This window comes from Massilia sp. BGA-UO-ETr-WB1 (genome assembly GCF_059567845.1).
In genome coordinates, this window is sequence record NZ_JCAQOT010000021.1 from 382,032 (window position 1) to 404,913 (window position 22,882).

Genomic DNA, 22,882 nt, shown 5'->3' on the forward strand with positions numbered 1-22,882 from the left:
CGCCGAATTCGGGGACCAACTGGGGGAGGACGGGAGGCGGGAAAAAAAAAGCCCGCTTGCTGCGGGCTTCGTTTCAATGTATTGCCAATAATGCTACAATCGCTGCTTGGCCCGTGCTATCTGCGCGGTGCCGGAGCTTCGGACGCCCATGCTATCTGCGTGGTGCCTCCAATGTGTAAACCGACTATCGTATCTTGAACTACAATCCCCATCCGACTTGAGTGCTTCGCAGCTTTACACACGCGGCATCGCTCGTCTCCCAGGGCTCGGCAGGGTTCAGAACTCCACCGAAGACGCAAGTGTAACACAGTTTTGTGCGCCGCACAAAACTATTTCGCAGAAAGAATTATGAGCACCACCGACCTGCCCTTCCGGGCCACCACCGACGAAGCCTGCGCCTGGCTGGCGCAGCAGACCGCCACGCCGTGGACGCTGGCGCGGCTGATCGAGCAAGGGCTCACGCCCTACGTCTGGCTGGACTACGACGCGGCCTACCCCGAGCTGTTCGGCGACGCCAACGGCGGCTACGCGGCGCCCATCTTCTACGAAGGCGACACGCAGCGCCTGGCCGCCGGCAGCGCGGACGTGCTGATCACCATCACCAAGGACGCCTACAAGATCGTCACGCGCCTGCCCGAGCCGGGCTTCCGGCGCGAACTGCACGAACTGCGCTTCCTGAAGAAGGAAGTGGAAAAGCTGGCCGGGCGGCTCAAGCACGAGGCCGAGGAAGCGGCCAGGCCGCCCAAGGGGGAGACGGCGCGCGAATCGCAGTTCGGCATTCCGAAAGCCGAGGTGCTGGCCGCCTTCGGCCGCCTGGCCAGGCTGGACCTGGACAAGGCGCTGGACGACGCCATCGGCATCTTCGGCGACGACGGCGCGCGCGTGAAGGCCAGCGCCAAAAAATCGAAGCGCAACGCGGTGTGGAACCCGGTCACCCTGGCGCTGGGCCTGCACGACGTGTACGGGGTGCCGATCGGCTCCCTGAAGCGCGCCTTCAAGTCGCACGATTTCCTGTACGACTGGAGCGGGGACTGGGAACAGTCGCTGGCCTTGCTGGGTAAATAAGCGACGTTGCAGCCTCGGGAGGTTGGTGCTACTCTAGTAACACCTCCTTCGCATTTCACAGCCATGTCGACCACTTCGCTCAAACTTCCCGATGAACTGAAGCAGCGCGCCGTCTCCGCTGCGCAAGAACTTGGCGTCAGTACCCACGCTTTCATGGTCGATGCGATACGCCAGGCGGCGGATGCCGTGGAGCAGCGCTCGCGCTTTGTAGAGCAAGCCTTGGCAGCGCGGGAGGAAATGCTGACGTCCGGCCTGGGCCACGACGCGGACGATGTTCATGGCTATTTGCGCCAACGGGTAGGCGGCAGGCTGGCGGAAAAACCTGGCGCCAAGCCATGGCGAAAATAAGCTACTCCGGGCAGGCACTTGCCGACCTCGATCGTACTCTTGATTTTCTCGAGGAAAACGGTGAGAAGGCACAAACTGAAGCGCTGGACCTGATTACCGAGGCGGTGAACATACTGGCCCGCCATCCCTTGATAGGCAGGCCAGCCGAATCCGGCCTGCGCGAGCTTATTATTTCGCAAGGCCGAACCGGGTATGTCGCCCTTTACAGCTACGAGGCTGAATTCGACACGGCGCTGGTACTCGCCATACGGCACCAACGGGAAGCCGGCTTTCGTCATCCTCCAGGCTAGCGCGCCAGCAGGCGGCGCAACTGGGCAGCCTGGTAGGCGCCGAAGGTGTCGCTGAACAGGCAGCGGATCAGGGGGTCGTCGACCGCGTCGGCGTCCTCCAGATCGCGTTCGGTGGCGGGGTCGAACACGGCGTCGTTGATGCGCATGTACATCGACGTCAGCGACTCTCCCAGCTCCAGCGCGGCGTACAGCTTGGCCGCCGGGATTTCCGTGGTCCAGCCCAGCGGCGCGCTGCCCTCATCCGCATGGGCGCCGCCGGCTTCCAGCCGGTAGCGGAACCGCGTAACCTGGCCGGCATGGTCGTAGACCGACAGCTGCCAGTAGCGCGTCTCGTCGAAATACCCGGACGACGCTTCCACATCGCCGTATTTCTCCAGCAGGCCGGAACGGCAGTAGCCCGTCACGCGCGCGGCCTGCTCGGCCGTCAGCGGCGCGAAATGGCGCGCGATGTCGGCGGTGCGCGGCGGCGCGGCGTTGCCCTCGTATTGATAGTCCGCATCCTGATCGCCCACCGGCGTGATCCACGGCAGCGGCGGCGCAGCCGTCAGCGACTCGGCGTCCAGCAGCACCGACACCGAAGGATTGAGCCGCACCACCTGCGCCTGCGGCAGCGCCTCGCCCACCTCCTGCGCGAACTGGCGGTAGCTGATCGGGAAGAAAGCGCGGTTGTACCAGGACCACGGCTCCTGCAGGAACTGGCAGGAGCTCGGCACCACGTAACGCGGCTTGAGCACCTTGAGCTGCGCGATCCACTCCTCCGGCAGTTCCGGCGGTGCTGCCGCACTGCGCGAGGGCTGCAGCACCTCGATCTCGCGCATGGTCTGGAAAGGCCACAACACCACGTCCCACGGGCCTTGCTGCGCCAACTGGGCCAGCGTGCCGTCGTCGATCCACGAGTCGACCACGTTCAGCACATTCATGCCGGCCGCCTTCACCTGGAACATCGAATCCACGTCCGCATCCATCGCCTCGCGCGGAATCACCTCGAACGGGCCGACATGCACCGGCACGTTCAGCTGCAGCTGCTGCACGTTGGCGAAGCCGAGCCGGCGCACCATGTCGAACAGCTCCTCGAAGATGCAGTAGATGTACAGCGGCGTGGCGCGGTCCAGCAAGTCCAGGCTCTCGAGCGAGCAGTGGTCGTCATGGAAGTGCGAGATGAACACAGCCGCGAACTTCTGCTCGCGGATCTGTTCGTGGTCGAAACGCACGTCCGGGAAAGCGTGGCAATTGCGGCTGAACGGATTCTCGAAGATCGTATCAAATGCGATCTGCGTCCCTTCGCACTCGAACACATAACCGGCGTGCAGAATTCTCGATATTTTAAGTTGCTTGCTCATGCCGCATTCTACAGCGAGCAAGGCGCTATCTCATGGCAGGGTAACTTGAGCAGCACCGCTTGCGCCAGAGGGAACGGCTTCATCATACAGCCGCAACGCAAGCAGGCCGTGGCCGACTGCCGCGCCGGCGCGCAGGGCGGAGGCGATGAATACCGTCTCGGCGATCTCCTCGCGCGTCGCCCCTGCCCTGGCGGCGTTCTTCGCGTGCGCGTCGATGCAGTAGGAACACTGGGTGGTCAGGGCGACCGCGATGGAAATCAGTTCGCGGTACTTCTCTGGAATGGCGCCGTCTGCGCGCTCGGCAGCCGCCTTCAGGCCGAGGAATGCTTTCGCCTCCGTCGGCGCGAGCTGGATGAGTTCTTTCGCCAGGGTCAAGTCTGCTGGGCTTTGGTATCCGGACATGTGGTCTCCTTTGGTTTGTGTGGATGCTGCACAAGCTAAGAGGGAGGCATCCGCCAAAAGGATTCGCAGGCCCGGAAAAATACTTCAAACGGAGCTAGAGCAGCACTCTCCACCGCTCCAGCTTCTGTGCCAGCGTCAATGATGCGTGGGCTGGCGAAGTGGATGGCAGTACCACGGCGCGGTAGCCGGCAGCGGCGAACTGCGGGGCGAACTTGCCGGAGGTCTGGCCGTTGAAGCCCACCGTTTCCAGCTGCGGGCACAGCTCGCGCAGGCGGGCGAAGTCGTTGGCGGCGGGTTTGCGGATGGCGGAATCCAGGCTACCCTCGCGCTCGCAGGCGCCCAGCACGTCCCACAGCCCGAATCCGTGCGCCAGCAGGCGCGGCAGCCGTCCGGCGTAGGGCAAGCCTGCCAGGTCTTCGCCGGTCAGCGCGGACAGGATGGGCCACAACAGGTTGCGCGGGTGGGCGTAGTACTGCTGCGCGGCCAGCGAGGCGGCGCCGGGGAAGCTGCCCAGGATTAAAATGCGGGTGCGGCCGTCGATCACCGGGGCCAGGCCGGTCAGCGCCGGGGTTTCTTGTTTGTTCGTCATGGCCTCTTGTCGGGGCAGGGTTCCAGTGTAGAATCGGACGGTCGTATTGAACAATAGCAATGCTGGAGATTCTGAGCATGAGTGAACCGCGTCCCATCGATGTCCTGCTGGCCAAGTATAGCGAAAGCCACCTGAACCACACCAACGAGATTATCCATTTCGTGTGCGTGCCCGCCATCGTGTTTTCCCTGCTGGGCCTGATCTGGTGCCTGCAGCCGCTGGCGGCGCTGGGCGTGGTGCTGCTGTCGCTGGCCTACTATGTGCGCCTGTCGATTCCGTTCGCGGCGGGCATGCTGGTGATGTCGCTGGCGATGCTGGGCGTGCTGTCGGTGCTGCCGCCGCCGTTCATCCTGCCGCTTTCCATCGCCATCTTCGTGCTGGCCTGGATCGGCCAGTTCATCGGCCACAAGATCGAGGGCAAGAAGCCGTCCTTTTTCGATGACGTGCGCTTCCTGCTGATCGGCCCGCTGTTCGTGCTGAGCTTTCTGTACCGCAAGCTGAAACTGGCCTACTGAGCAGGCCTTACAAAACTTAGCCCCAAGCAAGACGCCGGGAAAGTCCGTATACTGCCCGGATGTCCTCGCCTATCCTCTTCGCCCTCGCCTGCCTGATCTGGGGCTCCACCTTCTGGGCTATCACCTTGCAGCTGGGCGACGTGGCCCCGGCCGTCTCCATCGTGTACCGCTTCGGCCTGGCCTCGGCCACCCTGTTCGCCTGGTGTCTGCTGCGCGGCGACCGCCTGCGCATGCCGTGGAGGGTGCAGCGCTGGATGATGCTGCAGGGCGTGGCCACGTTCGCCATCAGCTATGTATGCACTTACACGTCGGAGCAGTACCTGGTGTCCGCGCTGGTGGCCGTGCTGTTCGTGCTGATGGTGTTCTGGACCCCGATCTGCAACCGGCTCATGTTCGGCACGCCGCTCACCTGGCGCATGTGGAACGCGGCGGCGGTGTCGATCTGCGGCGTGATCCTGCTGTTCTACGAGCCTATCCACCACGCGTGGAAGGACATCCTGTCCGGCGGCAGCGGCCATTTCCTGCTCGGCCTGGGGCTGGCGCTGTGCGCCACCGTGGCCAGCACCATCGGCAATGTGGTGGTGGTGAAGGTGCGCGAGGAGTCCTCCAACGTATTCCTGACGATGGCCTGGGCCATGTTCTGGGGCACCGTGGCGGTGGCTGGCTGGGCGCTGCTCAACGGCCAGGAATTCCGCCTGCCTTCGCGCCCGAGCTACTGGGCCGGCTTGATTTACCTGTCCCTGTTCGGCTCCGTGATCGCCTTCGGCGCCTATTTCACGCTGATCCACCGCATCGGTTCGCAGAAGGCGGTGTACATCGGCGTGGTGACGCCGGTGATCTCGGTGCTGCTGTCGATCCAGCTGGAACACTACCGGCCCGGTGCCATGGAGTGGTTCGGCATGGTATTGTGCCTGTCCAGCGTGGCCTGGGCGCTGAAAGCGCCCTCGCCTGCCAAATCAACCCCTTTAGAAAGCAACCTCGAAGCATCATGAGCTCAAACAGCCTGTCCATCCGCCCCGCACTGCCTGAAGACGTCAACGCCATTTTCGGCATGATTTTTGAACTGGCGGTGTTTGAAAAACTGGAACACATGGTGGTGGCCGACGAGCGCAAGCTGCATGAAAGCCTGTTCGGCGACCATCCGGCGGCCGAGGCGATCGTGGGCGTGGAAAACGGCGAAGTGGTGACGTTTGCCCTGTTCTTCCATAACTTCTCCACCTTCCTGTGCCAGAAGGGCTTGTACCTGGAAGACCTGTACGTGAAGCAGAATTGCCGCGGCAAGGGCTATGGCAAGCAGATGCTGGTGGCGCTGGCGCAGCTGGCGGTGGAGCGCAAGTGCGGCCGCTTCGAGTGGTCGGTGCTGGACTGGAACGAGAACGCGATCAAGTTCTACCAGGGCATGGGCGCCACCGTGATGCCGGACTGGCGCATCTGCCGCGTGACCGGCGACGCGCTGTCGCACCTGGCCAGCGACTGATTAGCGGCCCGTTTATGGGCCTTACCGGCCCGTGCGCGCCCCGGGCGCCGCCAGGCGCTCCAGCAGTTCAAACAGGCCTTGCGTGAGCAGGGCCAGTGCGGCGGCGGGCAAGGCGCCCGCCAGCAGCATGTCGTTGTCGTTCAGGGCCAGGCCTATGGTGATGCGTTCGCCGTAGCCGCCGGCGCCGATAAAGGCCGCTATCGTGGCCGTCCCCACGCTCATCACCGCAGCCGTTTTCACGCCGGCCAGTATCACCGGCATGGCCAGCGGCAGTTCCACGTGCACCAGCTTGTGCCATCCCCTCAATCCCAATGCTTGCGCGGCCAGTTTCAGGCCGGGCTGCACCTGGCCTATGCCGGTGCAGGTGTTGCGCACGATGGGCAGCAGCGCGTACACGAACAAGGCCACCAGCGCCGGGCCGGTGCCGATGCTGCCCAGCACGGGGATCATGATGGCCAGCAGGGCCAGCGAGGGGATGGTTTGCAGCACGCCGGTGAGCGCCAGCACCGTTTGCCGCAAGCGCGGCACGTAGGCGGCCAGCACGCCAAGCGGCACGCCCACTGCGCAGGCCAGCGCCACCGCCAGCAGCACCAGGGTGACGTGCTGGCGCGTGAGCGTCCACAGGTTGGCGTCGAAGATCTTGGCCAGCAGGCCGGGGCGCGGAGCCGGGGCGGGGGCGGCGGCCGATGGCGCGGGTGGCGCGGGTGGCGCAGTGCCGGCGGCATGAGTTGCCAGCCAGGCGGCGGCGACTGATGCGAAGCTCTTGCCTTCGACTTCGGCGGCGGCGTTCATGGCGATCATGTCGGCGGCGGAGATGCGGCCTTCGAGCTGCTGGATGGCGCGCCAGGCTGCCGGGAAGCGCCGGGCGGCGTCCAGCCGGTACAGCAGCACGGCGTCGTAGCGGGGGAAGTAGCCTTGGTCGTCTTCCAGCACGCGCAGGCCGTACTGGCTGATCTTGGCGTCGGTGGAGTAGATGTCGATCACGTCCACCTGCTTTTGCGCCAGCGCTTCGTAGGCGATGCCGTGATCCAGGCCCACCGGTTTCTGCGGCAGCCCGTAGCGCTGCGCGAGGCCGGGCCAGCCGTCGGCGCGGCCGATGAATTCATGCGACAGGCCGAACTTGTAGCCGCCCTGCGCGGCCAGGCCGCTCAGCGTGCGCGGGCCGCCGCCGCTGCGCGTGGCCAAGGCGTACGTGTTGTTGAAGCCGAGCGGCACCGCCACGCCCAGGCCCAGCGGCGCCAGGTCGCGCCGCAGCTGCTCCAGCGGCGCGGAAGTGCCGCGCTTGAGGATTTCCAGCGCGATGGTGCCGGTGTATTCGGGATAGACATCGATTTTTCCGGCCTGCAGGGCCGCCAGCACGATGGCGGTGTTGCCCAGCCCCTGCTTGTGCTCGGCCTTGACGTGCGGCGCGGCGGTCTGCGCCAGCACTTCGCCCAGGATGTAGGACTCGGTGAAGCGCTTGGAGCCGATGCGCAGCACGCCGTCGTCGGCCGCAGCCGCCGGCACCGATGCCGATGCCGATGCCGCAAGCAGCAAGGCGCCCAAGCCGGCGCCGGCCGCGCGCAGGACGCCGCACCACGTAGCGCCGCCGCTGCCCAGGCGCCGCAAGTCAGGCGCCCGTGCGCAGCATCGGCGCTTTCAAGGCCTGGCTCAGCGTTTCGTAGCTTTCGGCCAGGTGGGCCCGCGCTTCGTTGCTGATGGCGCCCGCCATGGCGCCGCGCAGGTCGCGCTGCAGGACCAGCGCCTGCTGCCGCTGCAGGCTGCGCGCGTCGGCCCGCGCGCCGGGCGCGGAGCGCAGCAGCGACGCGGCCACCCGCTTCAGGTGTTCGCGCTGCAGGTTGCGCCGCATGCTGCCGATGTCCTTGCCGGTTTTCAGCTCGCTCCACACGGCCGACTGCACCGTGGTGTACAGCTCGTCCAGCGCCAGCGCCTTCTTCGGCTGGTCCACCTTCTCCTGCGAATCGAGCAGGCGGCCCGCCACCGGGTCCGACATCAGCTGGTCCAGCGCGGCAGATTGCAACGCCAGCACGTGGCTGCCGATGGAAACGTCGGGCCGCAGGCGGTTCACCAGCTGGTCGCCGCCCAGGCGGCTCACCATGTCCGGCGTGAACTTGAAACTGTCGGTGCGGAACAGGTTGTTGGTCAGCAGCTTGAGCGCGGCGCGCTGGCGCTCGACCGGCACCGGCGTGAACGTGGCGCGGCCGGTGCCCGCGTGGTCGCGCAAATGGGTGACGCCGCCGACGTATTTCACCACCACCGGCATCACGCGCGCAAACTGCGCAAAGCCGAATTCAAAGCTGCGGCGCAGCGATTCGTAGCTCTCGCCCGGCTTCAGGCGGCGCGTCTGCACGCGGTCCCACAGCTCGCGTGACATGGTCAGGCGCTTCTGGAAGTAGGCCAGCGGATCGTCCCCCAGGTCGAAGATGTTCACGCCGGGATCGGACACGCCGCCGTAGGCTTCCTGGTCGGTGCCGAAGGCCAGCAGCGGCTCGCTGGAACGGTTGGCGATGCGCGCCAGCTCGTCCTTCTCCTGCTCCGGCGCGATGGGCTTGTACGCGTATTCGATGGCCCAGTAGTCGTACGGCCCCAGTGTGGACGTGACGTACTCGCCCTGCTGCTCGCCCTTCACCGCCAGGTTGAACGGCGTGTAGTCCATGACGGACCCGCTCATGCCGTTCTTGCTGGTGAAAGCCTTGTCCTGCAGCTGCTTCAGGTTGTAGATGGTGGACGAGCGGAAGTTGTGGCGCAGGCCCAGCGTGTGCCCCACTTCGTGCATGATGACCGCGCGCACATAGGCTTGCGCCACGGTCTCTGCCTGCGGGCTGTCCATCTCGAAGTCGCCGCGCGCTTCCATCAGGTCCAGCGCGAAGCCCATTTCCTGGGCCGATTCCATGCCGTAGTCGCAGCGGTTCTCATGGCCCGCATGGTTGTGCCCGGCCGGATCGAAGCGCACGTCCTCGCTGGCCATGCGGCGCGCGCCGCGCGCGAACACGTCGGACATGCCGATGTCGGCATCGAGAATCTCGCCGCTGCGCGGGTCCACCTGGCGGGGGCCGATGGCGAAGCCGGCGTCCACGCCCACGTACCAGCGCACCGACGCGTGGCGCGCATCCATGGTGTCGAAATTGTCCTTGGCGTCCTGCTGCCTGACCACGATGGCGTCCTTGAAACCGATGCGCTCGAAGGCGGCGTTCCACGCCAGCACGCCTTGCTTCACCGATTCGCGGTACTTCTCGGGGATGTTCTTGTCCAGCCAGTAAACGATGGGCTGCTTAGGCTCGGACAGCGCCAGCGCCGGGTCTTTCTTCTCCAGGCGCCAGCGGTTCACCGCATGGCTGGCCTGGCTGGGCTTGATGTCGTCCGTGAAATCGAGGCTGGTGGTGACGAAGTGGCCGATGCGGTCGTCCGCCGCGCGGGCCGGCATGGGCTGCTCGGGCAGCGGCATGAAGCTGTAGTAGAAGCCGAGGAACATGCTGCGCGGGTCCGGCAGCGTGAAGGGCGGCGGCGTGTACATCGGCACCGGCACCAGCGGCGCGGCGGCGATGCGCGGCACGAAGTAGTGCGCGTTCACGTGCAGGCCGGTCATGCTGTCGTCGCTGCGCACGTTGCTGAAGCTGCTGTTGCGCGGGTCCAGGCTGTAGGGCAGGCGGAAGGCGTAGTCCAGCCGCGTGGCGTAGCCGGGGATGTCGGTGAACAGCAGCGCGTTCGCTTCCACCAGGATGCCCTTGCCTTGCGGATTGGGCCCGCTGGCCACCGGCGCGGCGCTCAGCAGGCTGTCCGAAAAGCCCTGCGACACCGTCAGCGCCTGCGGCGTGCCCAGCTTGGCGCGGAAGTCGGTGTTCAGCGCGATCAGCTGCACCAGGTTGCCGATTTTGCGGAAGATGACCACTTCGCTGCGCGTCATCTGGCCGCCGTACACGCCGCGCTCGCCGATGCCGTTGGGGGTGTTCACGGACATGAAGAAGGGCTTGTCGAACTGTTCAGGTTTCAGCTCCAGCCATACCTTCTCGTCCTTCTGGTACAGGGCGAAGAAGCCCGGCAGGCGCTGCGCGCCTTTGGTGATTTCGGCAAACGGCTTGGGCGCGGCGACCGCTGCCGCAGCGGCGGCGGCGGCGGCGGGCGCCCCGGGCGCGGCCGGCTGGGCCGGCGTGGTGGCGACCACCGGCACGTCCGGACTGGGAGGCACGGGGGACGGCGGTGTCTGGGCAATGGCCTGGGTGCTCAGGGCCAGCAGTACGGCAAGGCGGATCGGACGCATGATGATGTGGAGATGGGCGCTGGTGATCGTATTAATGTACACGATCGCCAGCGCCCCGGGCGGGATTTTAGAGCGCCGGCGCCCGCAGCACGCCGCCGTTGACCACGCCCCGGCAGGGGTTGTAGCCGAAGGAATAAGACAGGTCCGCCGGGCGCGCGATATTCCACAACGCGAAGTCGGCGCGCTTGCCCACTTCCAGTGTGCCGATGTGGTCCTGGCGGCCCAGCGCGCGGGCCGCGTGCACGGTGCAGCCGGCCAGCGCTTCGAGCGGCGTCAGCCGCCACAGGGTGCAGACCATGTTCATCGCCAGCAGCAGCGAGGTCATCGGTGAGGTGCCGGGATTGTTGTCGGTGGCGACCGCCATCGGCACGCCGGCCGCGCGCAAGGCGGCCACCGGCGGCGGCGTGGTGTCGCGCAGGAAGTAGTAGGCCCCCGGCAGCAGCACGGCCACCGTGCCGCCCTCCTTCATGGCGGCGATGCCGTCCGCCGTCAGGTGCTCCAGGTGGTCGGCCGACAGGCCGCGGTAGCGCGCCACCAGCTCGGCGCCGCGCTGGTCCGACAGCTGCTCGGCGTGCAGCTTGACCGGCAGGCCGAGGGCGGCGGCGGCCTGGAACACGCGCTCGGTCTGCGCGTTGCTGAAGCCGATGCGCTCGCAGAAGGCGTCCACCGCGTCCACCAGGTCCTGGCCGGCCAGCAGCGGCATCATGGCGCACACTTCGGCCACGTAGTCGTCCACGCGGCCGGCGAATTCGGGCGGCACGGCGTGCGCGCCGAGGAAAGTGGTGGCCACGTTGACCGGCAGCGTTGCGCCCACGCGGCGCGCCACGCGCAGCATTTTCGCTTCCGCCTCCAGCGTCAGGCCATAGCCGGATTTGATCTCCAGCGTGGTGACGCCTTCGGCCAGCAGGCTGGCAATGCGCGGCAGGCTTTGCGCATACAGCTCGTCGTCCGAGGCGGCGCGGGTGGCGCGCACGGTGGACATGATGCCGCCGCCGGCCTTCGAGATTTCCTCGTAGGTGGCGCCGTTCAGGCGCGCTTCGAATTCGTCGCTGCGGTTGCCGGCGTGGACGATGTGCGTGTGGCAGTCGATCAGGCCGGGCGTGAGCCAGCAGCCGGCGCCGTCATGCACGGCGGCGGCGCTGCCGGCCGCTGCGGCGTCATCGGCCGCGCCCAGCCACGCGATGCGGCCGTCCTTGACGGCGATGGCGCCGTTGCGCAGTTCGCCGTAGCCTCCGGTCATCGCCGCCAGGTGCACATTGGTGTACAACACGTCCCACATCATTATTCGTCTTCTTCCTCGTTGGGGATGATATCGACGATGAACACCGTGGCGCTGGACGCCTCCAGGGTCCACACGTCCTCGGTGTTCAGCACCAGCGCGTCGTAGCGCACCATGGCCACGCGCTCGTCGGCGCTGATCATGGTCAGGCTTTCGCCTTCGGCCAGGAACACGATGGTGGTGGGGCTGCGCCGTTCCAGCGTGGAGAAGTCGCGCACCACGCGCCGCTCCAGCTGGTGGCTGCAGCGCGCGCGCCGCGTCATGACGTTGAAATCGGTGGTGGGGCCGTCGCCCACCGTGGCCGATACGGCGATCTCGCCCGGGAAGGCCACCACCGGTTCGCGCTCGCTGAGCGCCACCTGGCGCTCGTTGCCCACGTCCAGCACCACGCACGGCCCGCTCACCAGCGTCAGCGTGCGGTCGATGCCGGGGAAGACCGAGAACGGCCCGCTCTGCGCTATCGTGGCCAGGCTGATGCGCCAGTCGAAGTTGTCGAAGGTGGCGCCGGTGGGCGCGATGGCGATCTCGGTGGTGCTGCCGCCGCCGTTCTTCCATGGCGTGGCATGCAGGCTTGCGTACTGTATCAGCTTGCTCATTACCGGAACTCCCGCAGTTCGGCCAGCGTCTGTTTGAAACGCGCGGCGATGGCCTGTTGCGCCGCGTGCTTCTGCTCGCGCACCACCCACTGGCCGCCAGCCAATACATGCTTCACCAGATTGTCGTTGCCGCTGAATACCAGGGTGCCGAGGACTTCGTCCGCCGCCAGCCCGTACAGATTCGGATGGCCGTCGTCGAGCACGACGATGTCCGCCCGCTTGCCCGCTTCCAGCGCGCCCACTGCGCGCCCCGCCGCCTGCGTACCGCCCTGCAAGGCGCCCTGCCACAAAAAGTCGCCCACGTTGCGCTGTCCGGGCGACACCGCGATATTGCGGCGCTGCTGCATCAGGCGCTGGCCGTATTCCAGCCAGCGCAATTCTTCCACGGCGCTCTGCGAGATATGGCTGTCGCTGCCGATGCCGAAACGGCCGCCCTGGGCCAGGAACGGTTCCAGCGGGAACAGGCCGTCGCCCAGGTTGGCCTCGGTGGTCGGGCACAGGCCCGCCACCGCGCCGCTGTGCGCGATGGACTGCACTTCGCCGTCCACCAGGTGGGTGGCGTGCACCAGGCACCAGCGGCTATCCACTTGCACCTCATCATACAGGTATTGCACCGGACGCCGTCCACTGAAGTCCAGCGACTGGCGCACTTCGCCCTGCTGCTCGGCGATATGGATGTGCACCGGGCGATTGTGCGGCAAGCTGGCCAGCACTTCTTTGATCTGGGACACGGAAGCGGCACGCAGCGAGTGCGGCGCAACACCGACCTCGGTTTGCGCGTCGCGCAGCGTTTCCAGCTCGCCAATAATTTTCAGCACGTCGTGCGCGTCGGTTTTGAAACGCTGCTGCTCGGGCTTGAGCGGCGTTTCGCCGAAACCGGCGTAGCTGTACAGCACCGGCAGCATGGTCACGCCGATGCCGGCCAGTCTGGCGCCGGCGATCACGCGCACGGCGGTTTCCGCGGCGTTGGCGTACATGGCGCCGCCGGGCGCGCGCTGCACGTAATGGAACTCGCACACCGAGGTGTAGCCGTGGCGCAGGCATTCACTGAACAGCTGCGCGGCGATGGCTTCCATGTGTTCGGGGGTGATGTTGCCGGCAAAGCGGTACATCAGGTCGCGCCAGGTCCAGAAACTGTCCGGCCCGTCCCCCGCCTTCTCGGTCAGGCCGCCCAGCGCGCGCTGGAAGCTGTGCGAGTGCAGGTTGACCATGCCGGGGATGGCGTATTCGGCCAGCTCCACGCCGGCCGGGTGCAGGGCCTTGGGCGTGACGCCGATCAGCTCTCCGCCGGCGTCCCATTGCAGCAGCACGTCCTGCGCCCAGCCGCCGGGCAGCAGCGCGTTTTTTGCGAACAGCGCGCTCACGCTGGCTCTCCCTTCGCCGCCCAATCGGCTGCGGCCTGCGTCAGTTGGCGCAGCAGCGGCTGCACTTGCGCGGCCAGGTCGGGACGGTAGCCGTAAGGCGCCGTCTCGTCCATATAGGTGGACTGGCACATCTCCAGCTGGATCGCGTGCACGTTCTGCGCCGGCTTGCCGTAGTGGCGCGTGATGTGGCCGCCCTTGAAGCGGCCGTTCACGACCACCGTGTAGCCGCCGTGCGCCTGCGCCAGCGTGGCGATGGCGTCCGTCATGCCGGGCGCGCAGGAGGCGCCGTCGGCGGTGCCGAAGTTCAGGTCCGGCAGCTTGCCTTCGAAGAAGCGCGGCACCACGGATGCGATGGAGTGCGCGTCCCACAGCACCACGCGGCCATGGATCGCCAGCAGGCGGTCCAGCTCAGCGCGCAGCTGCCCGTGGTAGGGCTTCCAGTACAGCTGCAAGCGGCGCTGCACTTCGGCTTCATCGGGCGCGCCGCCGGCCGGGTACAGCGGCTCGCGGCCGAAGGTGTCCACCGGGCACAGGCCGGTGGTGTCCTGCCCCGGATACAGATTGGTGTTCTCGGGCGGACGGTTCAGATCGATCACGTAGCGCGACCAGCGCGCCGCCAGCGTCGAGGCGCCCATCTCCCGCAGGAAGCCGTACAGCTGCACCAGGTGCCAGTCGGTATCGGTCTTCACCGCTGCGGCGGGCGCGAAGCTGGCCGCGATATCGTCCGGGATGTCGGTGCCCACGTGCGGCATCGACACCAGCAATGGCAGGCTGCCTGCCGTGAATTGGAAATCCATCTGATCGTCCCCCTGAAACTCTTTACGGATGCAGCGGCGTGAACAGGTTCTTGCAGGTAGCGCTCAGCTCACCCTTCAGCACCATCTGCTTGGCCGCCTCGATATCGGGCGCGAAGAAGCGGTCGGCGTCGAAGAACGGCACCTGCGCGCGCAGCTGCGCGTGCACATGCTCCAGCTGCGGCGAGGTCTTCAGCGGACGGTGGAAGTCGATGCCCTGCGCCGCCGCCAGCAGCTCGATGCCGAGGATGACAGCCGTATTGTGCGCCATGTCGTCCAGGCGGCGCGCCGCGTAGGTGGCCATGGAGACGTGGTCTTCCTGGTTGGCCGAGGTCGGGATGGTGTCCACGCTGCCCGGATGGGCCAGCGACTTGTTCTCCGACGCCAGCGCGGCGGCCGTCACGTGGGCGATCATGAAGCCGGAATTGACGCCCGGATCGCGCACCAGGAAGGGCGGCAGGCCGGACAGGGTGGCGTCGATCAGCAGCGCGATGCGGCGCTCGGAAATGCTGCCGATTTCGGCGATGGCCAGCGCCAGCGTGTCGGCCGCGAAGGCCACCGGCTCGGCGTGGAAGTTGCCGCCCGAGACCACCACGGCGCTGTCGCCCTCCTGGAACAGCAGCGGATTGTCGGTGACGGCGTTGGCTTCGATCAGCAGCGTGCGGCTGACGTTGCCGATGATGTCCATGCATGCGCCCATCACCTGCGGCTGGCAGCGCAGGCAGTACGGGTCCTGCACGCGCTCGTCGCCCACCAGGTGCGAGGCGCGGATGGCGCTGTTCGACACCAGCTCGCGGTAGATGCCGGCGGCGGCGATCTGGCCAGGCTGGCCGCGCACTTCGTGCACGCGCGCGTCGAACGGCGAATCGCTGCCCTTGGCGGCGTCCAGCGACAGCGAGCCGGTGACCATGCCCGCCTCCAGCAGGCGCTCGGCCATGAACAGGCCGTGCAGCGCCAGCGCGTTGGAAACCTGGGTGCCGTTGATCAGCGCCAGGCCTTCTTTGGCGGCCAGCACCACCGGGGCGATGCCGGCGGCCTTCAGCGCGTCCAGCGCGGGCACCAGCTCGCCGTTGTGGCGCACTTCGCCCACGCCCAGCATGGCCAGCGTCATGTGCGACAGCGGCGCCAGGTCGCCGGAGGCGCCGACCGAACCCTTGGCCGGAATGGCGGGCATGATGCCGGCGTTGTACAGCGCCAGCAGGGTGTCGATGATGAGCGGGCGCACGCCGGAGTAGCCGCGCGCCAGGCTGCCGATCTTCATCAGCATGATCAGGCGCACCACGGCGTCCGACAGCAGCTCGCCGGTGCCCACCGAGTGCGACAGGATCAGGTTGCGCTGCAGCTGTTCCAGTTTCTCGTCCGGGATGCGGGTCTTGGCCAGCAGGCCGAAACCGGTGTTGATGCCGTAGGCGGCGTCGCCCTTGGCCACGATGGCGCGCACGGCGGCGGCCGACGCTTCGATCACCGGATAGGCTTCGGCGGCCAGGATTACCGGCGCACTGGCGGTCCAGGCGGCGCGCAGCTCGGCCAGCGTCATTTTGCCCGGGTTCAGGGTCCAGGCTTGGTTTTGGGTTTGAGCTTGAGTCATTGGGTATTCCTTACTTGATCATGGGCAGATTGAGGCCGTTGCGCTTGGCGCAGGCGACAGCCGTTTCATAGCCGGCGTCCGCGTGGCGCATGACGCCCGAGCCGCTGTCGTTCACCAGCACGCGCGCCAGGCGCTTGGCTGCTGCGTCGGTGCCGTCGGCCACGATCACCACGCCGGAGTGCTGCGAGTAGCCCATGCCCACGCCGCCGCCATGGTGCAGCGAGACCCAGGTGGCGCCGCCGGCGGTGTTGAGCAGCGCGTTCAGCAGCGGCCAGTCGGAGACGGCGTCGGTGCCGTCCTTCATGCTTTCGGTTTCGCGGTTGGGGCTGGCAACGGAGCCGGTGTCCAGGTGGTCGCGGCCGATCACGATGGGCGCTTTCAGCTCACCGTTGCGCACCATCTCGTTGAAGGCCAGGCCGGCGATGTGGCGCTCGCCCAGGCCCAGCCAGCAGATGCGCGCCGGCAGGCCCTGGAAGGCGATGCGCTCGCGCGCCATGTCCAGCCAGCGGTGCACCTGCGCGTGGTGCGGGAACAGTTCCTTGATCTTGGCGTCGGTCTTGTAGATGTCCTCCGGGTCGCCGGACAGCGCCACCCAGCGGAACGGGCCGCGTCCCTCGCAGAACTGCGGGCGAATGTAGGCCGGCACGAAGCCGGGGAAGTCGAAGGCGTTTTCCACGCCCTGGTCGAAGGCCACCTGGCGGATGTTGTTGCCGTAGTCGACCACCTTGGCGCCCAGCTGCTGGAACTCCAGCATGGCTTGCACGTGGGCGGCGCAGGAATCGGCGGCGGCGGCCACCAGGCGCGCGTGGCGCTCGGGGTCCTGCTGCGCCGATTTCCAGTCCGCCACGCTCCAGCCGCGCGGCAGGTAGCCGTTCACCAGGTCGTGCGCCGAGGTCTGGTCGGTCACCAGGTCCGGCACCAGGCCGCCCTCTTTGGCGCGCTTGACCAGCTCCGGCAGGATCTCGGCCGCATTGCCCAGCAGGCCGATGGAAACCGCTTCCTTGCGTTCGGTGTGGAACTTGACCAGCTCCAGCGCCTCGTCGATGGAGGCGGCCTGCTTGTCCAGGTACTTGGTGCGCAGGCGGAAGTCGATGCTGCTCTGCTGGCATTCGATGTTCAGCGAGACGGCGCCGGCGAAGGTGGCCGCCAGCGGCTGCGCGCCGCCCATGCCGCCCAGGCCCGCGGTCAGGATCCAGCGGCCGGACATGTCGCCGCCGAAGTGCTGGCGGCCGGCTTCGGCGAAGGTCTCGTAAGTGCCCTGCACGATGCCCTGGGTGCCGATGTAGATCCAGGAGCCGGCCGTCATCTGGCCGTACATGAACAGGCCGGCGCGGTCCAGCTCATTGAAGTGCTCCCAGTTGGCCCACTTCGGCACCAGGTTGGAGTTCGCCAGCAGCACGCGCGGCGCATCCTCGTGGGTCTGGAACACGCCGACCGGCTTGCCGGACTGGATCAGCAGGGTCTGGTCGGCTTCCAGTTCTTTCAGGGAAGCGAGGATCTGGTCATAGCAGGCCCAGTTGCGCGCCGCGCGGCCGATGCCTCCGTACACCACCAGGTGCTGCGGGTTTTCCGCGACTTCGTTGTCGAGGTTGTTCTGCAGCATGCGATAGGCCGCTTCCGCGCCCCAAGTCTTGCAGACACGCTCGGGGCCGCGCGGGGCGCGGATATTGCGGGTGGCGTCGAAACGTGGATCGTTGGCGAGGGAAGTGCTCATGTCGTCTCCTTGGTAGCAGGTGATGCGGAGGGGCAAGGGATCGCCACGCGCCCTCCGCGCATCTTCCCAGCATAAGTTGTCTATACAACCAAGTCAACCCATTTCTACTGTCTGCTCCCGATCCGGATGCAGGCCACCAAGCGAAAAACTTAGCGTTTATACACTTGCTTGCCGGCCACCCAGGTTTGCAGCACGATGATCTTGCCGATATTGGCGGCGGGGACTTTGAACAGGTTGGCGTCGGTGACGATGAAATCGGCCCACTTGCCCGCTTCCAGCGAGCCGATGTCCTTTTCCTGCCGCGCGGCGTAGGCGGCGTCCAGGGTGAAGCAGCGGAAGGCTTGCAGCAGCGTCATGGCTTCGTTCTTGTACCAGCCGCCGGCCGGGGCGCCGCTGGCGTTCTGGCGCGTAACGGCGGCATGGATGCCGGCCAGCGGGTTGGGCGACTCGATCGGGAAGTCCGAACCGCAGGCGATCTTCGAGCCTTGCTTGAGGAAAGTCTGCCACGCGTACGCGCCCTTGATGCGCTGCGGGCCCACGCGCTGCTCGGCCATGTTCTGGTCGGACGTGGCGTGGGTGGGCTGCATGGACGGGATGATGTCCAGCGCCTTGAAACGCGGGATGTCGGCCAGGGTCACCACCTGCGCATGCTCGATGCGGTGGCGCTGCGCGGCGGCGGCCGGGTATTTCTTCAGCAGCTCGGCGTAGGCGTCCAGGATCTGGTGGTTGCCGGCGTCGCCGATGGCGTGCACGTTGACCTGGTAGCCCGCCTTCATGGCCTTTTCCATCTTGGCCAGCATCTCGCCGTTCTTGTAGAACAGCAGGCCGTGCGTGTGCTTGGCGTCGCTGTAGGGGGCGAGCAGCGCGGCGCCACGGCTGCCCAGCGCGCCGTCCGAGTACAGCTTGACCGCCGACAGCGCATACATGCCGCCGGCGTAGCTCTGCAGCGGGCCATCCTTGGAGAGCTGGTCGAAGTCAGCGGTGGTGTCGCCTATCATGGCGTAGACGCGGGCGGTGAGCTTGCGGTCGTCGGCGTAGGCGCGGAACAGGCGGTCTTCATTGATGCCGATGCCGGCGTCGTGCGCGCTGGTCAGGCCCACTTTGGCCATGTGCGCGAGCGCGCCGTCCAGCGAGGCGCGCGATTCGGCCTCGGTGGGCACCGGCACCACCTTGTTCACCAGGTCCATCGCGGCATCGACCAGGATGCCGGTCGGGCGGCCGATTTCATCGCGCTCGATCTTGCCGCCGGCAGGGTCGGGCGTCTCATGGGTGATGCCGGCCAGCGCCAGCGCCTTGCTGTTGACCCACACGGCGTGGCCGTCCACGCGGTGCATCAGCGCGGGGCGGTCGGCCACCGCGCCGTCCAGTTCCGCCGCCGTGGGGAAGCGGCCCAGCTTCCAGATCTCCTGGTTCCAGCCGTTGCCCACCACCCAGGCGCGCTGCGGGTTGGCCTTGCTGAAGTCGGCCACGGCCTGCAGCGCGCCCGGCAGCGAGGTGGAACTGTACAGCTCCACGCCGGTGGCGATGGCGCCCAGGCCGAACACGTGGCCGTGCGCGTCGATCAGGCCCGGCAGCACGGTCTTGCCCTGCATATCGACGCGGGTGGCGCCGGCCGGCGCCTTGGCCGCCACCGCCTTGCTGCTGCCCACCGCGATGATCCTGCCTTCGCCGTCGTAGGCCAGGGCGGTGAACTTCACCAGCCGGCCGGCCGCGTTGAGCGTGTAGCCGTTGGCGTTGTCGACGATGGTGGCGGCGCTGGCGGTGCCCAGTACGGGCAGCGCGGCGGCGAGGGCAAACATCATGGTGGTCAGGCGCATCTCAACAATCTCCAGAGTGGATTCAATAGCAAGAAGGAGAGTGTAGCGAAATTTGCAAGCTGGTCCAATATGGTTTTTCCCTGGAGAGTGACCATGCTGACCCTGTTCGACTACCTGCCTTCCCAAAACGCCTGGAAGGTGCGCCTGCTGCTGAACCACCTGCAACTGCCCTACCGCTCCGAATACATCAGCATTTTCGAGGGCGAAGGCCGGCGGCCCGAGTTCCTGGTGGTGAATCCCACCGGCGCGGTGCCGGCGCTGCGGCTGGAGGACGGCCGGGTGCTGGCCGAGTCGAACGCCATCCTGGCCTACCTGGCACAGGGCACGCGCTACCTGCCGCAGGACAGTTTTGGGCAGGCCAAGGTGATGCAGTGGATGTCGTTCGAGCAGGACTACGTGGGCGCCATCGCCACGCTGCGCCACTGGACCATGACAGGCAAGCTGGAACGGCGCCCCGCCGGGCTGGTGGCGATGAAGCGCTCAGGCGCGCTGCATGCGCTGCGCATGCTGGACCGGGAACTGGCCGCGCGGCCCTTCATCGCCGGCGGCGCATATACCATTGCGGACATGTCCCTGTATGCGTACACGCACCGGGCGGAGGAGGCGAATTTGCCGCTGGCGGAGTTCGTGCACGTGTCTGCGTGGATAGAGCGGGTGGCCGCGCAGGAAGGCTTCCTGCACCAGTGCCACCCGTACTCGATCGACCCGTTTTCGGGCCGGGAACTGCCTTAGTTTGCGTCGTGGAAGATGAGGCCGAGGGTGTGGCGCGAGCCGCTGCGCAGGCGCGACACGCCGTGCCGCATGTTGACGCGGTAGACGCCGCGCGTGCCGCTCACGGGACGGTGGAAGACGGGGAAGATGACCATGCCGCCCTGCTCCAGCGGCACCACCTCGGCGCGCGACTGCATGCGCGGGCGCTGCTCGGTGAGCACGAATTCGCCGCCTTCATAGCCGGCGCCCGGCTGCGACAGCAGCACGGCCGCCTGCAGGGGGAAGACATGCTCGCCGTACAGGTCCTGGTGCAGGCAGTTGTAGTCGCCCGCGCGGTATTGCAGCAGCAAGGGCGTGGGACGGGTCTGGCCGGCGGCGTGGCAGCGGGCGATGAAGTCTTCATGCTCCGGCGGGAAGCGCGGTTCGAGCTGCATGGCTTCGTACCAGCGGTTGGCGATGTGCGCCAGCGGCGGATACAGGGCGGCGCGCAGTTCGGCGATGGGGCCGGGCAAGGGGTAGGCGAAGTATTGGTATTCGCCTTTGCCGAAACCGTGCCGCTCCATCAGCACCCGGCTGCGGAACAGTTCGGGCTTGGCGTAGGCGCCGGCCAGGCGGACGCATTCTTCTTGCGTCAGCAGGCCGGGGACAAGGGCGCAGCCGTGGGCGTCGAGCTGTTCGGCGATGCCCTGCCAGTCGAGCGCCGCGCAGCGCGCGGACAGGCCGGTGAAGGCGCTCGGCGCGGGGCCGCCGGCATGGCGGGTCATCGGACCGGCTCGGCGGAAATCGGACAGCGCAGCGGCATCGGGTGCGGGCAGCGCGGCGTTCACTTGGAACCCTCGCGCTCGAGCAGCGCGGCTTTGCGTTCCACGCCCCAGCGGTAGCCGGAGATCGAGCCGTCGTTGCGCACCACGCGGTGGCAGGGAATCGCCACGGCGATGGCGTTGGCGGCGCAGGCGCCCGCCACGGCGCGCGCGCCGCGCGGCGCCCCTACCCGCTCGGCCAGTTCGGCGTAGCTGACGGTCTGCCCGGCCGGGATCTCGCGCAAGGCCTGCCACACGCGCTGCTGGAAGGCGGTGCCGCGCACGTCCAGCGGCAGCGCCAGGCCGATTTCGGGCGCCTCCACCAGCCCGATCACGGCGGCCACCACCTGTTCGTAGTCCTTCTCGGCGCCGATCAGCTCCGCTTTCGGGAAGCGGTCCTGCAGGTCGCGCGCCAGCTCGTCCGGGTCGTCGCCGATCAGGATGGCGCAGATGCCCTTGCCGGTGCTGGCCACCAGGATGGCGCCCAGCGAGCATTCGGCCACCGCGAAGCGGATCGCCGCGCCGCTGCCGCCGGCCTGATAGGCTTTCGGCGTCATGCCCAGCGCGCCGGACGATTGGGCGTAGAAGCGCCCGCTGGAATTGAAGCCGGCCGCGTAGATGGCGTCCGTCACGCTGGCCTGCTTGCCGGGACCGGCCAGCCCGGCCTGCATGCGGCGCTGCTTCACGCCGGCGGCGTAGGCCTTGGGCGTGAGCCCGGTCTGGGCCTTGAAGATGCGGTGGAAGTGGAAGCGGCTCATGCCGCTGGCCTCGGCCAGGCTGGCCAGGTCCGGCTCGCTCTCGGCTTCGTCGATCAGGCGGCACATCTGTGCCACCATGGCGGCGTGGCGCTCGGCCAGCGGCGGCTGGTCCGGCTTGCAGCGCAGGCAGGGGCGGAACCCGGCCGCCTCGGCCTCGGCCGTGCTGGCGTGGAAGCTCACGTTGCGGCGCAGCGCCGGGCGCGCGCCGCACGAGGGGCGGCAATACACGCCGGTGCTGCGCACGGAATAGTAAAACTGGCCGTCGGCCGCGCCGTCGCGCTGCTGCACCGCGGCCCAGCGCTCGTCGTCATTGTTGAAAGTGGTGTCCATGACTGCTCCGAAGTGGATTCATTATGGGGCCATGGTAGCCAGACGCCAAGATCGCCACACCCCGACTCTTGCTTTTGAATTAAAATCCTTCTATGAACCAAGCACAGGCAGCCGAAACCACCCCTATCTTCCAGCGCATCAAGGACCATCTGCTGGAGCAGATCGCCGCAGGCACCTGGAAGGAAGGCGACGTGATCCCGTCCGAACAGGCGCTGGTCAAGCAGTTCGGCGTGTCCCGCATGACGGTCAACCGCGCCGTGCGCGAGCTGACCGCCGAGCAGGTGCTGACGCGCCGCCAGGGTTCCGGCACCTATGTGGCGCAGCAGAAATACCAGGCCACGCTGCTGGAAATCAAGAGCATCGCCGACGAGGTGCGCGCGCGCGGCCACGCCCACCGCAGCAGCCTGCAACTGCTCGAGCAGAGCAAGGCCGGCGACCTGCTGGCCAAGCAGTTCGAACTGCCGCCGGCCTCGGTGCTGTTCCATTCCGTCATCGTCCACTTCGAGAACGGCGTGCCGATCCAGGTCGAGGACCGCTGGGTCAACCCGGCCTGCGCGCCGCTCTACATGAGCCAGGATTTCGCCGCCGTCACCCCGAATGAATACCTGATGGCCGCCGCGCCGCTGCAGGGGGCCACCTACAGCATCGAAGCGCTCAGCCCGCCGCGCGACATCGCCGACATGCTGGCCATCGACCCCCGCCAGCCCTGCCTGGTGCTCAAGCGCCAGACCCGCTCGGCCGGCCGGGTGGCCTCCATCGCCACCATGTGGCACCCGGGCCACCGCTACCAGTTCGCCGGCAGTTTCGCCTAGGCCGGAAGGGCTTTGCTTGCAAGTTGCAAGTAATG

Annotated in this window: 22 protein-coding genes; 8 read left to right on the top strand and 14 right to left on the bottom strand. The window is 67.2% G+C overall.

The window, feature by feature from the left end:
• Window positions 1-348 precede the first annotated feature (348 nt).
• The 3 genes from AC56DV_RS06425 (at window position 349) to AC56DV_RS06435 (ending at window position 1,703) form a co-directional block, all read left to right on the top strand.
• Complete coding sequence (locus AC56DV_RS06425) at window positions 349-1,065, top strand: hypothetical protein (protein ID WP_496313467.1); 717 nt, start codon at window positions 349-351, stop codon at window positions 1,063-1,065.
• A gap of 63 nt (window positions 1,066-1,128) precedes the next feature.
• On the top strand, window positions 1,129-1,413 hold the full coding sequence (locus AC56DV_RS06430; protein WP_496313468.1) for a CopG family ribbon-helix-helix protein: 285 nt from the start codon (window positions 1,129-1,131) through the stop codon (window positions 1,411-1,413).
• Window positions 1,401-1,703 carry a type II toxin-antitoxin system RelE/ParE family toxin gene (locus tag AC56DV_RS06435; protein ID WP_496313469.1) on the top strand — a complete coding sequence of 101 codons (303 nt, stop codon included), beginning with the start codon at window positions 1,401-1,403 and terminating at the stop codon, window positions 1,701-1,703. The genes AC56DV_RS06430 and AC56DV_RS06435 overlap by 13 nt, the downstream gene beginning before the upstream one ends.
• Here the strand turns inward: AC56DV_RS06435 and AC56DV_RS06440 are convergent.
• From AC56DV_RS06440 to AC56DV_RS06450, 3 genes are all read right to left on the bottom strand, one after another.
• On the bottom strand, window positions 1,700-3,043 hold the full coding sequence (locus tag AC56DV_RS06440) for an MBL fold metallo-hydrolase (protein ID WP_496313470.1): 1,344 nt from the start codon (window positions 3,041-3,043) through the stop codon (window positions 1,700-1,702). The two genes, AC56DV_RS06435 and AC56DV_RS06440, sit on opposite strands and share 4 nt — an antisense overlap.
• A gap of 30 nt (window positions 3,044-3,073) precedes the next feature.
• Window positions 3,074-3,445 carry a carboxymuconolactone decarboxylase family protein gene (locus AC56DV_RS06445; RefSeq protein ID WP_496313471.1) on the bottom strand — a complete coding sequence of 124 codons (372 nt, stop codon included), beginning with the start codon at window positions 3,443-3,445 and terminating at the stop codon, window positions 3,074-3,076.
• Between the two features lie 94 nt (window positions 3,446-3,539).
• Window positions 3,540-4,034, bottom strand: a complete 495-nt coding sequence (locus tag AC56DV_RS06450) for a DNA-deoxyinosine glycosylase (protein WP_496313472.1) — start codon at window positions 4,032-4,034, stop codon at window positions 3,540-3,542.
• 77 nt (window positions 4,035-4,111) lie between these two features.
• Between AC56DV_RS06450 and AC56DV_RS06455 the strand changes: the two genes are divergently transcribed.
• From AC56DV_RS06455 to AC56DV_RS06465, 3 genes are read left to right on the top strand one after another with little or no spacing between them, the layout of a single operon-like run.
• Window positions 4,112-4,549, top strand: a complete 438-nt coding sequence (locus AC56DV_RS06455) for an Mpo1 family 2-hydroxy fatty acid dioxygenase (RefSeq protein ID WP_496313473.1) — start codon at window positions 4,112-4,114, stop codon at window positions 4,547-4,549.
• A gap of 59 nt (window positions 4,550-4,608) precedes the next feature.
• Window positions 4,609-5,541: a DMT family transporter gene (locus tag AC56DV_RS06460; RefSeq protein WP_496313474.1), complete on the top strand. Its 933-nt coding sequence runs from the start codon at window positions 4,609-4,611 to the stop codon at window positions 5,539-5,541.
• Window positions 5,538-6,026 carry a GNAT family N-acetyltransferase gene (locus tag AC56DV_RS06465; protein WP_496313475.1) on the top strand — a complete coding sequence of 163 codons (489 nt, stop codon included), beginning with the start codon at window positions 5,538-5,540 and terminating at the stop codon, window positions 6,024-6,026. The genes AC56DV_RS06460 and AC56DV_RS06465 overlap by 4 nt, the downstream gene beginning before the upstream one ends.
• Window positions 6,027-6,047: 21 nt before the next feature.
• Here AC56DV_RS06465 and AC56DV_RS06470 read toward each other — a convergent pair whose 3' ends face one another.
• From AC56DV_RS06470 to AC56DV_RS06510, 9 genes are all read right to left on the bottom strand, one after another.
• Window positions 6,048-7,559, bottom strand: a complete 1,512-nt coding sequence (locus AC56DV_RS06470; RefSeq protein WP_496313830.1) for a glycine betaine ABC transporter substrate-binding protein — start codon at window positions 7,557-7,559, stop codon at window positions 6,048-6,050.
• Window positions 7,560-7,635: 76 nt separating this feature from the next.
• Complete coding sequence (locus AC56DV_RS06475) at window positions 7,636-10,326, bottom strand: zinc-dependent metalloprotease (RefSeq protein ID WP_496313476.1); 2,691 nt, start codon at window positions 10,324-10,326, stop codon at window positions 7,636-7,638.
• 25 nt (window positions 10,327-10,351) lie between these two features.
• A complete protein-coding gene (gene hutI, locus AC56DV_RS06480) occupies window positions 10,352-11,563 on the bottom strand; it encodes an imidazolonepropionase (RefSeq protein ID WP_496313831.1) in 1,212 nt (403 codons plus the stop codon).
• A 2-nt stretch (window positions 11,564-11,565) separates the two neighbouring features.
• Complete coding sequence (locus AC56DV_RS06485; protein ID WP_496313477.1) at window positions 11,566-12,159, bottom strand: HutD/Ves family protein; 594 nt, start codon at window positions 12,157-12,159, stop codon at window positions 11,566-11,568.
• Window positions 12,159-13,523, bottom strand: a complete 1,365-nt coding sequence (locus tag AC56DV_RS06490) for a formimidoylglutamate deiminase (RefSeq protein ID WP_496313478.1) — start codon at window positions 13,521-13,523, stop codon at window positions 12,159-12,161. Before AC56DV_RS06490 ends, AC56DV_RS06485 begins: the two co-directional genes overlap by 1 nt.
• Window positions 13,520-14,320, bottom strand: coding sequence for an N-formylglutamate deformylase (hutG, locus tag AC56DV_RS06495; protein ID WP_496313479.1), 801 nt, complete (start codon window positions 14,318-14,320; stop codon window positions 13,520-13,522). The genes AC56DV_RS06490 and hutG overlap by 4 nt, the downstream gene beginning before the upstream one ends.
• A 22-nt stretch (window positions 14,321-14,342) precedes the next feature.
• On the bottom strand, window positions 14,343-15,905 hold the full coding sequence (gene hutH, locus AC56DV_RS06500; RefSeq protein ID WP_496313480.1) for a histidine ammonia-lyase: 1,563 nt from the start codon (window positions 15,903-15,905) through the stop codon (window positions 14,343-14,345).
• 10 nt (window positions 15,906-15,915) lie between these two features.
• On the bottom strand, window positions 15,916-17,619 hold the full coding sequence (hutU, locus tag AC56DV_RS06505; protein WP_496313481.1) for a urocanate hydratase: 1,704 nt from the start codon (window positions 17,617-17,619) through the stop codon (window positions 15,916-15,918).
• Between the two features lie 149 nt (window positions 17,620-17,768).
• Complete coding sequence (locus tag AC56DV_RS06510) at window positions 17,769-19,436, bottom strand: amidohydrolase (RefSeq protein WP_496313482.1); 1,668 nt, start codon at window positions 19,434-19,436, stop codon at window positions 17,769-17,771.
• 93 nt (window positions 19,437-19,529) lie between these two features.
• Between AC56DV_RS06510 and AC56DV_RS06515 the strand changes: the two genes are divergently transcribed.
• Window positions 19,530-20,168 (top strand): glutathione S-transferase family protein, encoded by a 639-nt coding sequence (locus tag AC56DV_RS06515; protein WP_496313483.1) that lies wholly within the window; start codon window positions 19,530-19,532, stop codon window positions 20,166-20,168.
• Here AC56DV_RS06515 and AC56DV_RS06520 read toward each other — a convergent pair.
• Window positions 20,165-20,911 carry a 2OG-Fe(II) oxygenase gene (locus AC56DV_RS06520; protein WP_496313832.1) on the bottom strand — a complete coding sequence of 249 codons (747 nt, stop codon included), beginning with the start codon at window positions 20,909-20,911 and terminating at the stop codon, window positions 20,165-20,167. The two genes, AC56DV_RS06515 and AC56DV_RS06520, sit on opposite strands and share 4 nt — an antisense overlap.
• A 59-nt stretch (window positions 20,912-20,970) precedes the next feature.
• On the bottom strand, window positions 20,971-22,035 hold the full coding sequence (gene ada / locus AC56DV_RS06525; RefSeq protein ID WP_496313484.1) for a bifunctional DNA-binding transcriptional regulator/O6-methylguanine-DNA methyltransferase Ada: 1,065 nt from the start codon (window positions 22,033-22,035) through the stop codon (window positions 20,971-20,973).
• Between the two features lie 92 nt (window positions 22,036-22,127).
• On the opposite strand from ada, the gene hutC reads away from it, so the two are divergent.
• On the top strand, window positions 22,128-22,847 hold the full coding sequence (gene hutC / locus AC56DV_RS06530; protein ID WP_496313485.1) for a histidine utilization transcriptional repressor HutC: 720 nt from the start codon (window positions 22,128-22,130) through the stop codon (window positions 22,845-22,847).
• Window positions 22,848-22,882 lie beyond the last annotated feature (35 nt).

Coding starts and splice junctions, on each gene's coding strand:
- AC56DV_RS06425 (WP_496313467.1), top strand. CDS start 349: ATGAGCACCACCGACCTGCCCTTCCGGGCCACCACCGACGAAGCCTGC.
- AC56DV_RS06430 (WP_496313468.1), top strand. CDS start 1,129: ATGTCGACCACTTCGCTCAAACTTCCCGATGAACTGAAGCAGCGCGCC.
- AC56DV_RS06435 (WP_496313469.1), top strand. CDS start 1,401: ATGGCGAAAATAAGCTACTCCGGGCAGGCACTTGCCGACCTCGATCGT.
- AC56DV_RS06440 (WP_496313470.1), bottom strand. CDS start 3,043: ATGAGCAAGCAACTTAAAATATCGAGAATTCTGCACGCCGGTTATGTG.
- AC56DV_RS06445 (WP_496313471.1), bottom strand. CDS start 3,445: ATGTCCGGATACCAAAGCCCAGCAGACTTGACCCTGGCGAAAGAACTC.
- AC56DV_RS06450 (WP_496313472.1), bottom strand. CDS start 4,034: ATGACGAACAAACAAGAAACCCCGGCGCTGACCGGCCTGGCCCCGGTG.
- AC56DV_RS06455 (WP_496313473.1), top strand. CDS start 4,112: ATGAGTGAACCGCGTCCCATCGATGTCCTGCTGGCCAAGTATAGCGAA.
- AC56DV_RS06460 (WP_496313474.1), top strand. CDS start 4,609: ATGTCCTCGCCTATCCTCTTCGCCCTCGCCTGCCTGATCTGGGGCTCC.
- AC56DV_RS06465 (WP_496313475.1), top strand. CDS start 5,538: ATGAGCTCAAACAGCCTGTCCATCCGCCCCGCACTGCCTGAAGACGTC.
- hutI (WP_496313831.1), bottom strand. CDS start 11,563: ATGTGGGACGTGTTGTACACCAATGTGCACCTGGCGGCGATGACCGGA.
- AC56DV_RS06485 (WP_496313477.1), bottom strand. CDS start 12,159: ATGAGCAAGCTGATACAGTACGCAAGCCTGCATGCCACGCCATGGAAG.
- hutG (WP_496313479.1), bottom strand. CDS start 14,320: ATGGATTTCCAATTCACGGCAGGCAGCCTGCCATTGCTGGTGTCGATG.
- hutH (WP_496313480.1), bottom strand. CDS start 15,905: ATGACTCAAGCTCAAACCCAAAACCAAGCCTGGACCCTGAACCCGGGC.
- hutU (WP_496313481.1), bottom strand. CDS start 17,619: ATGAGCACTTCCCTCGCCAACGATCCACGTTTCGACGCCACCCGCAAT.
- AC56DV_RS06510 (WP_496313482.1), bottom strand. CDS start 19,436: ATGCGCCTGACCACCATGATGTTTGCCCTCGCCGCCGCGCTGCCCGTA.
- AC56DV_RS06515 (WP_496313483.1), top strand. CDS start 19,530: ATGCTGACCCTGTTCGACTACCTGCCTTCCCAAAACGCCTGGAAGGTG.
- AC56DV_RS06520 (WP_496313832.1), bottom strand. CDS start 20,911: ATGACCCGCCATGCCGGCGGCCCCGCGCCGAGCGCCTTCACCGGCCTG.
- ada (WP_496313484.1), bottom strand. CDS start 22,035: ATGGACACCACTTTCAACAATGACGACGAGCGCTGGGCCGCGGTGCAG.
- hutC (WP_496313485.1), top strand. CDS start 22,128: ATGAACCAAGCACAGGCAGCCGAAACCACCCCTATCTTCCAGCGCATC.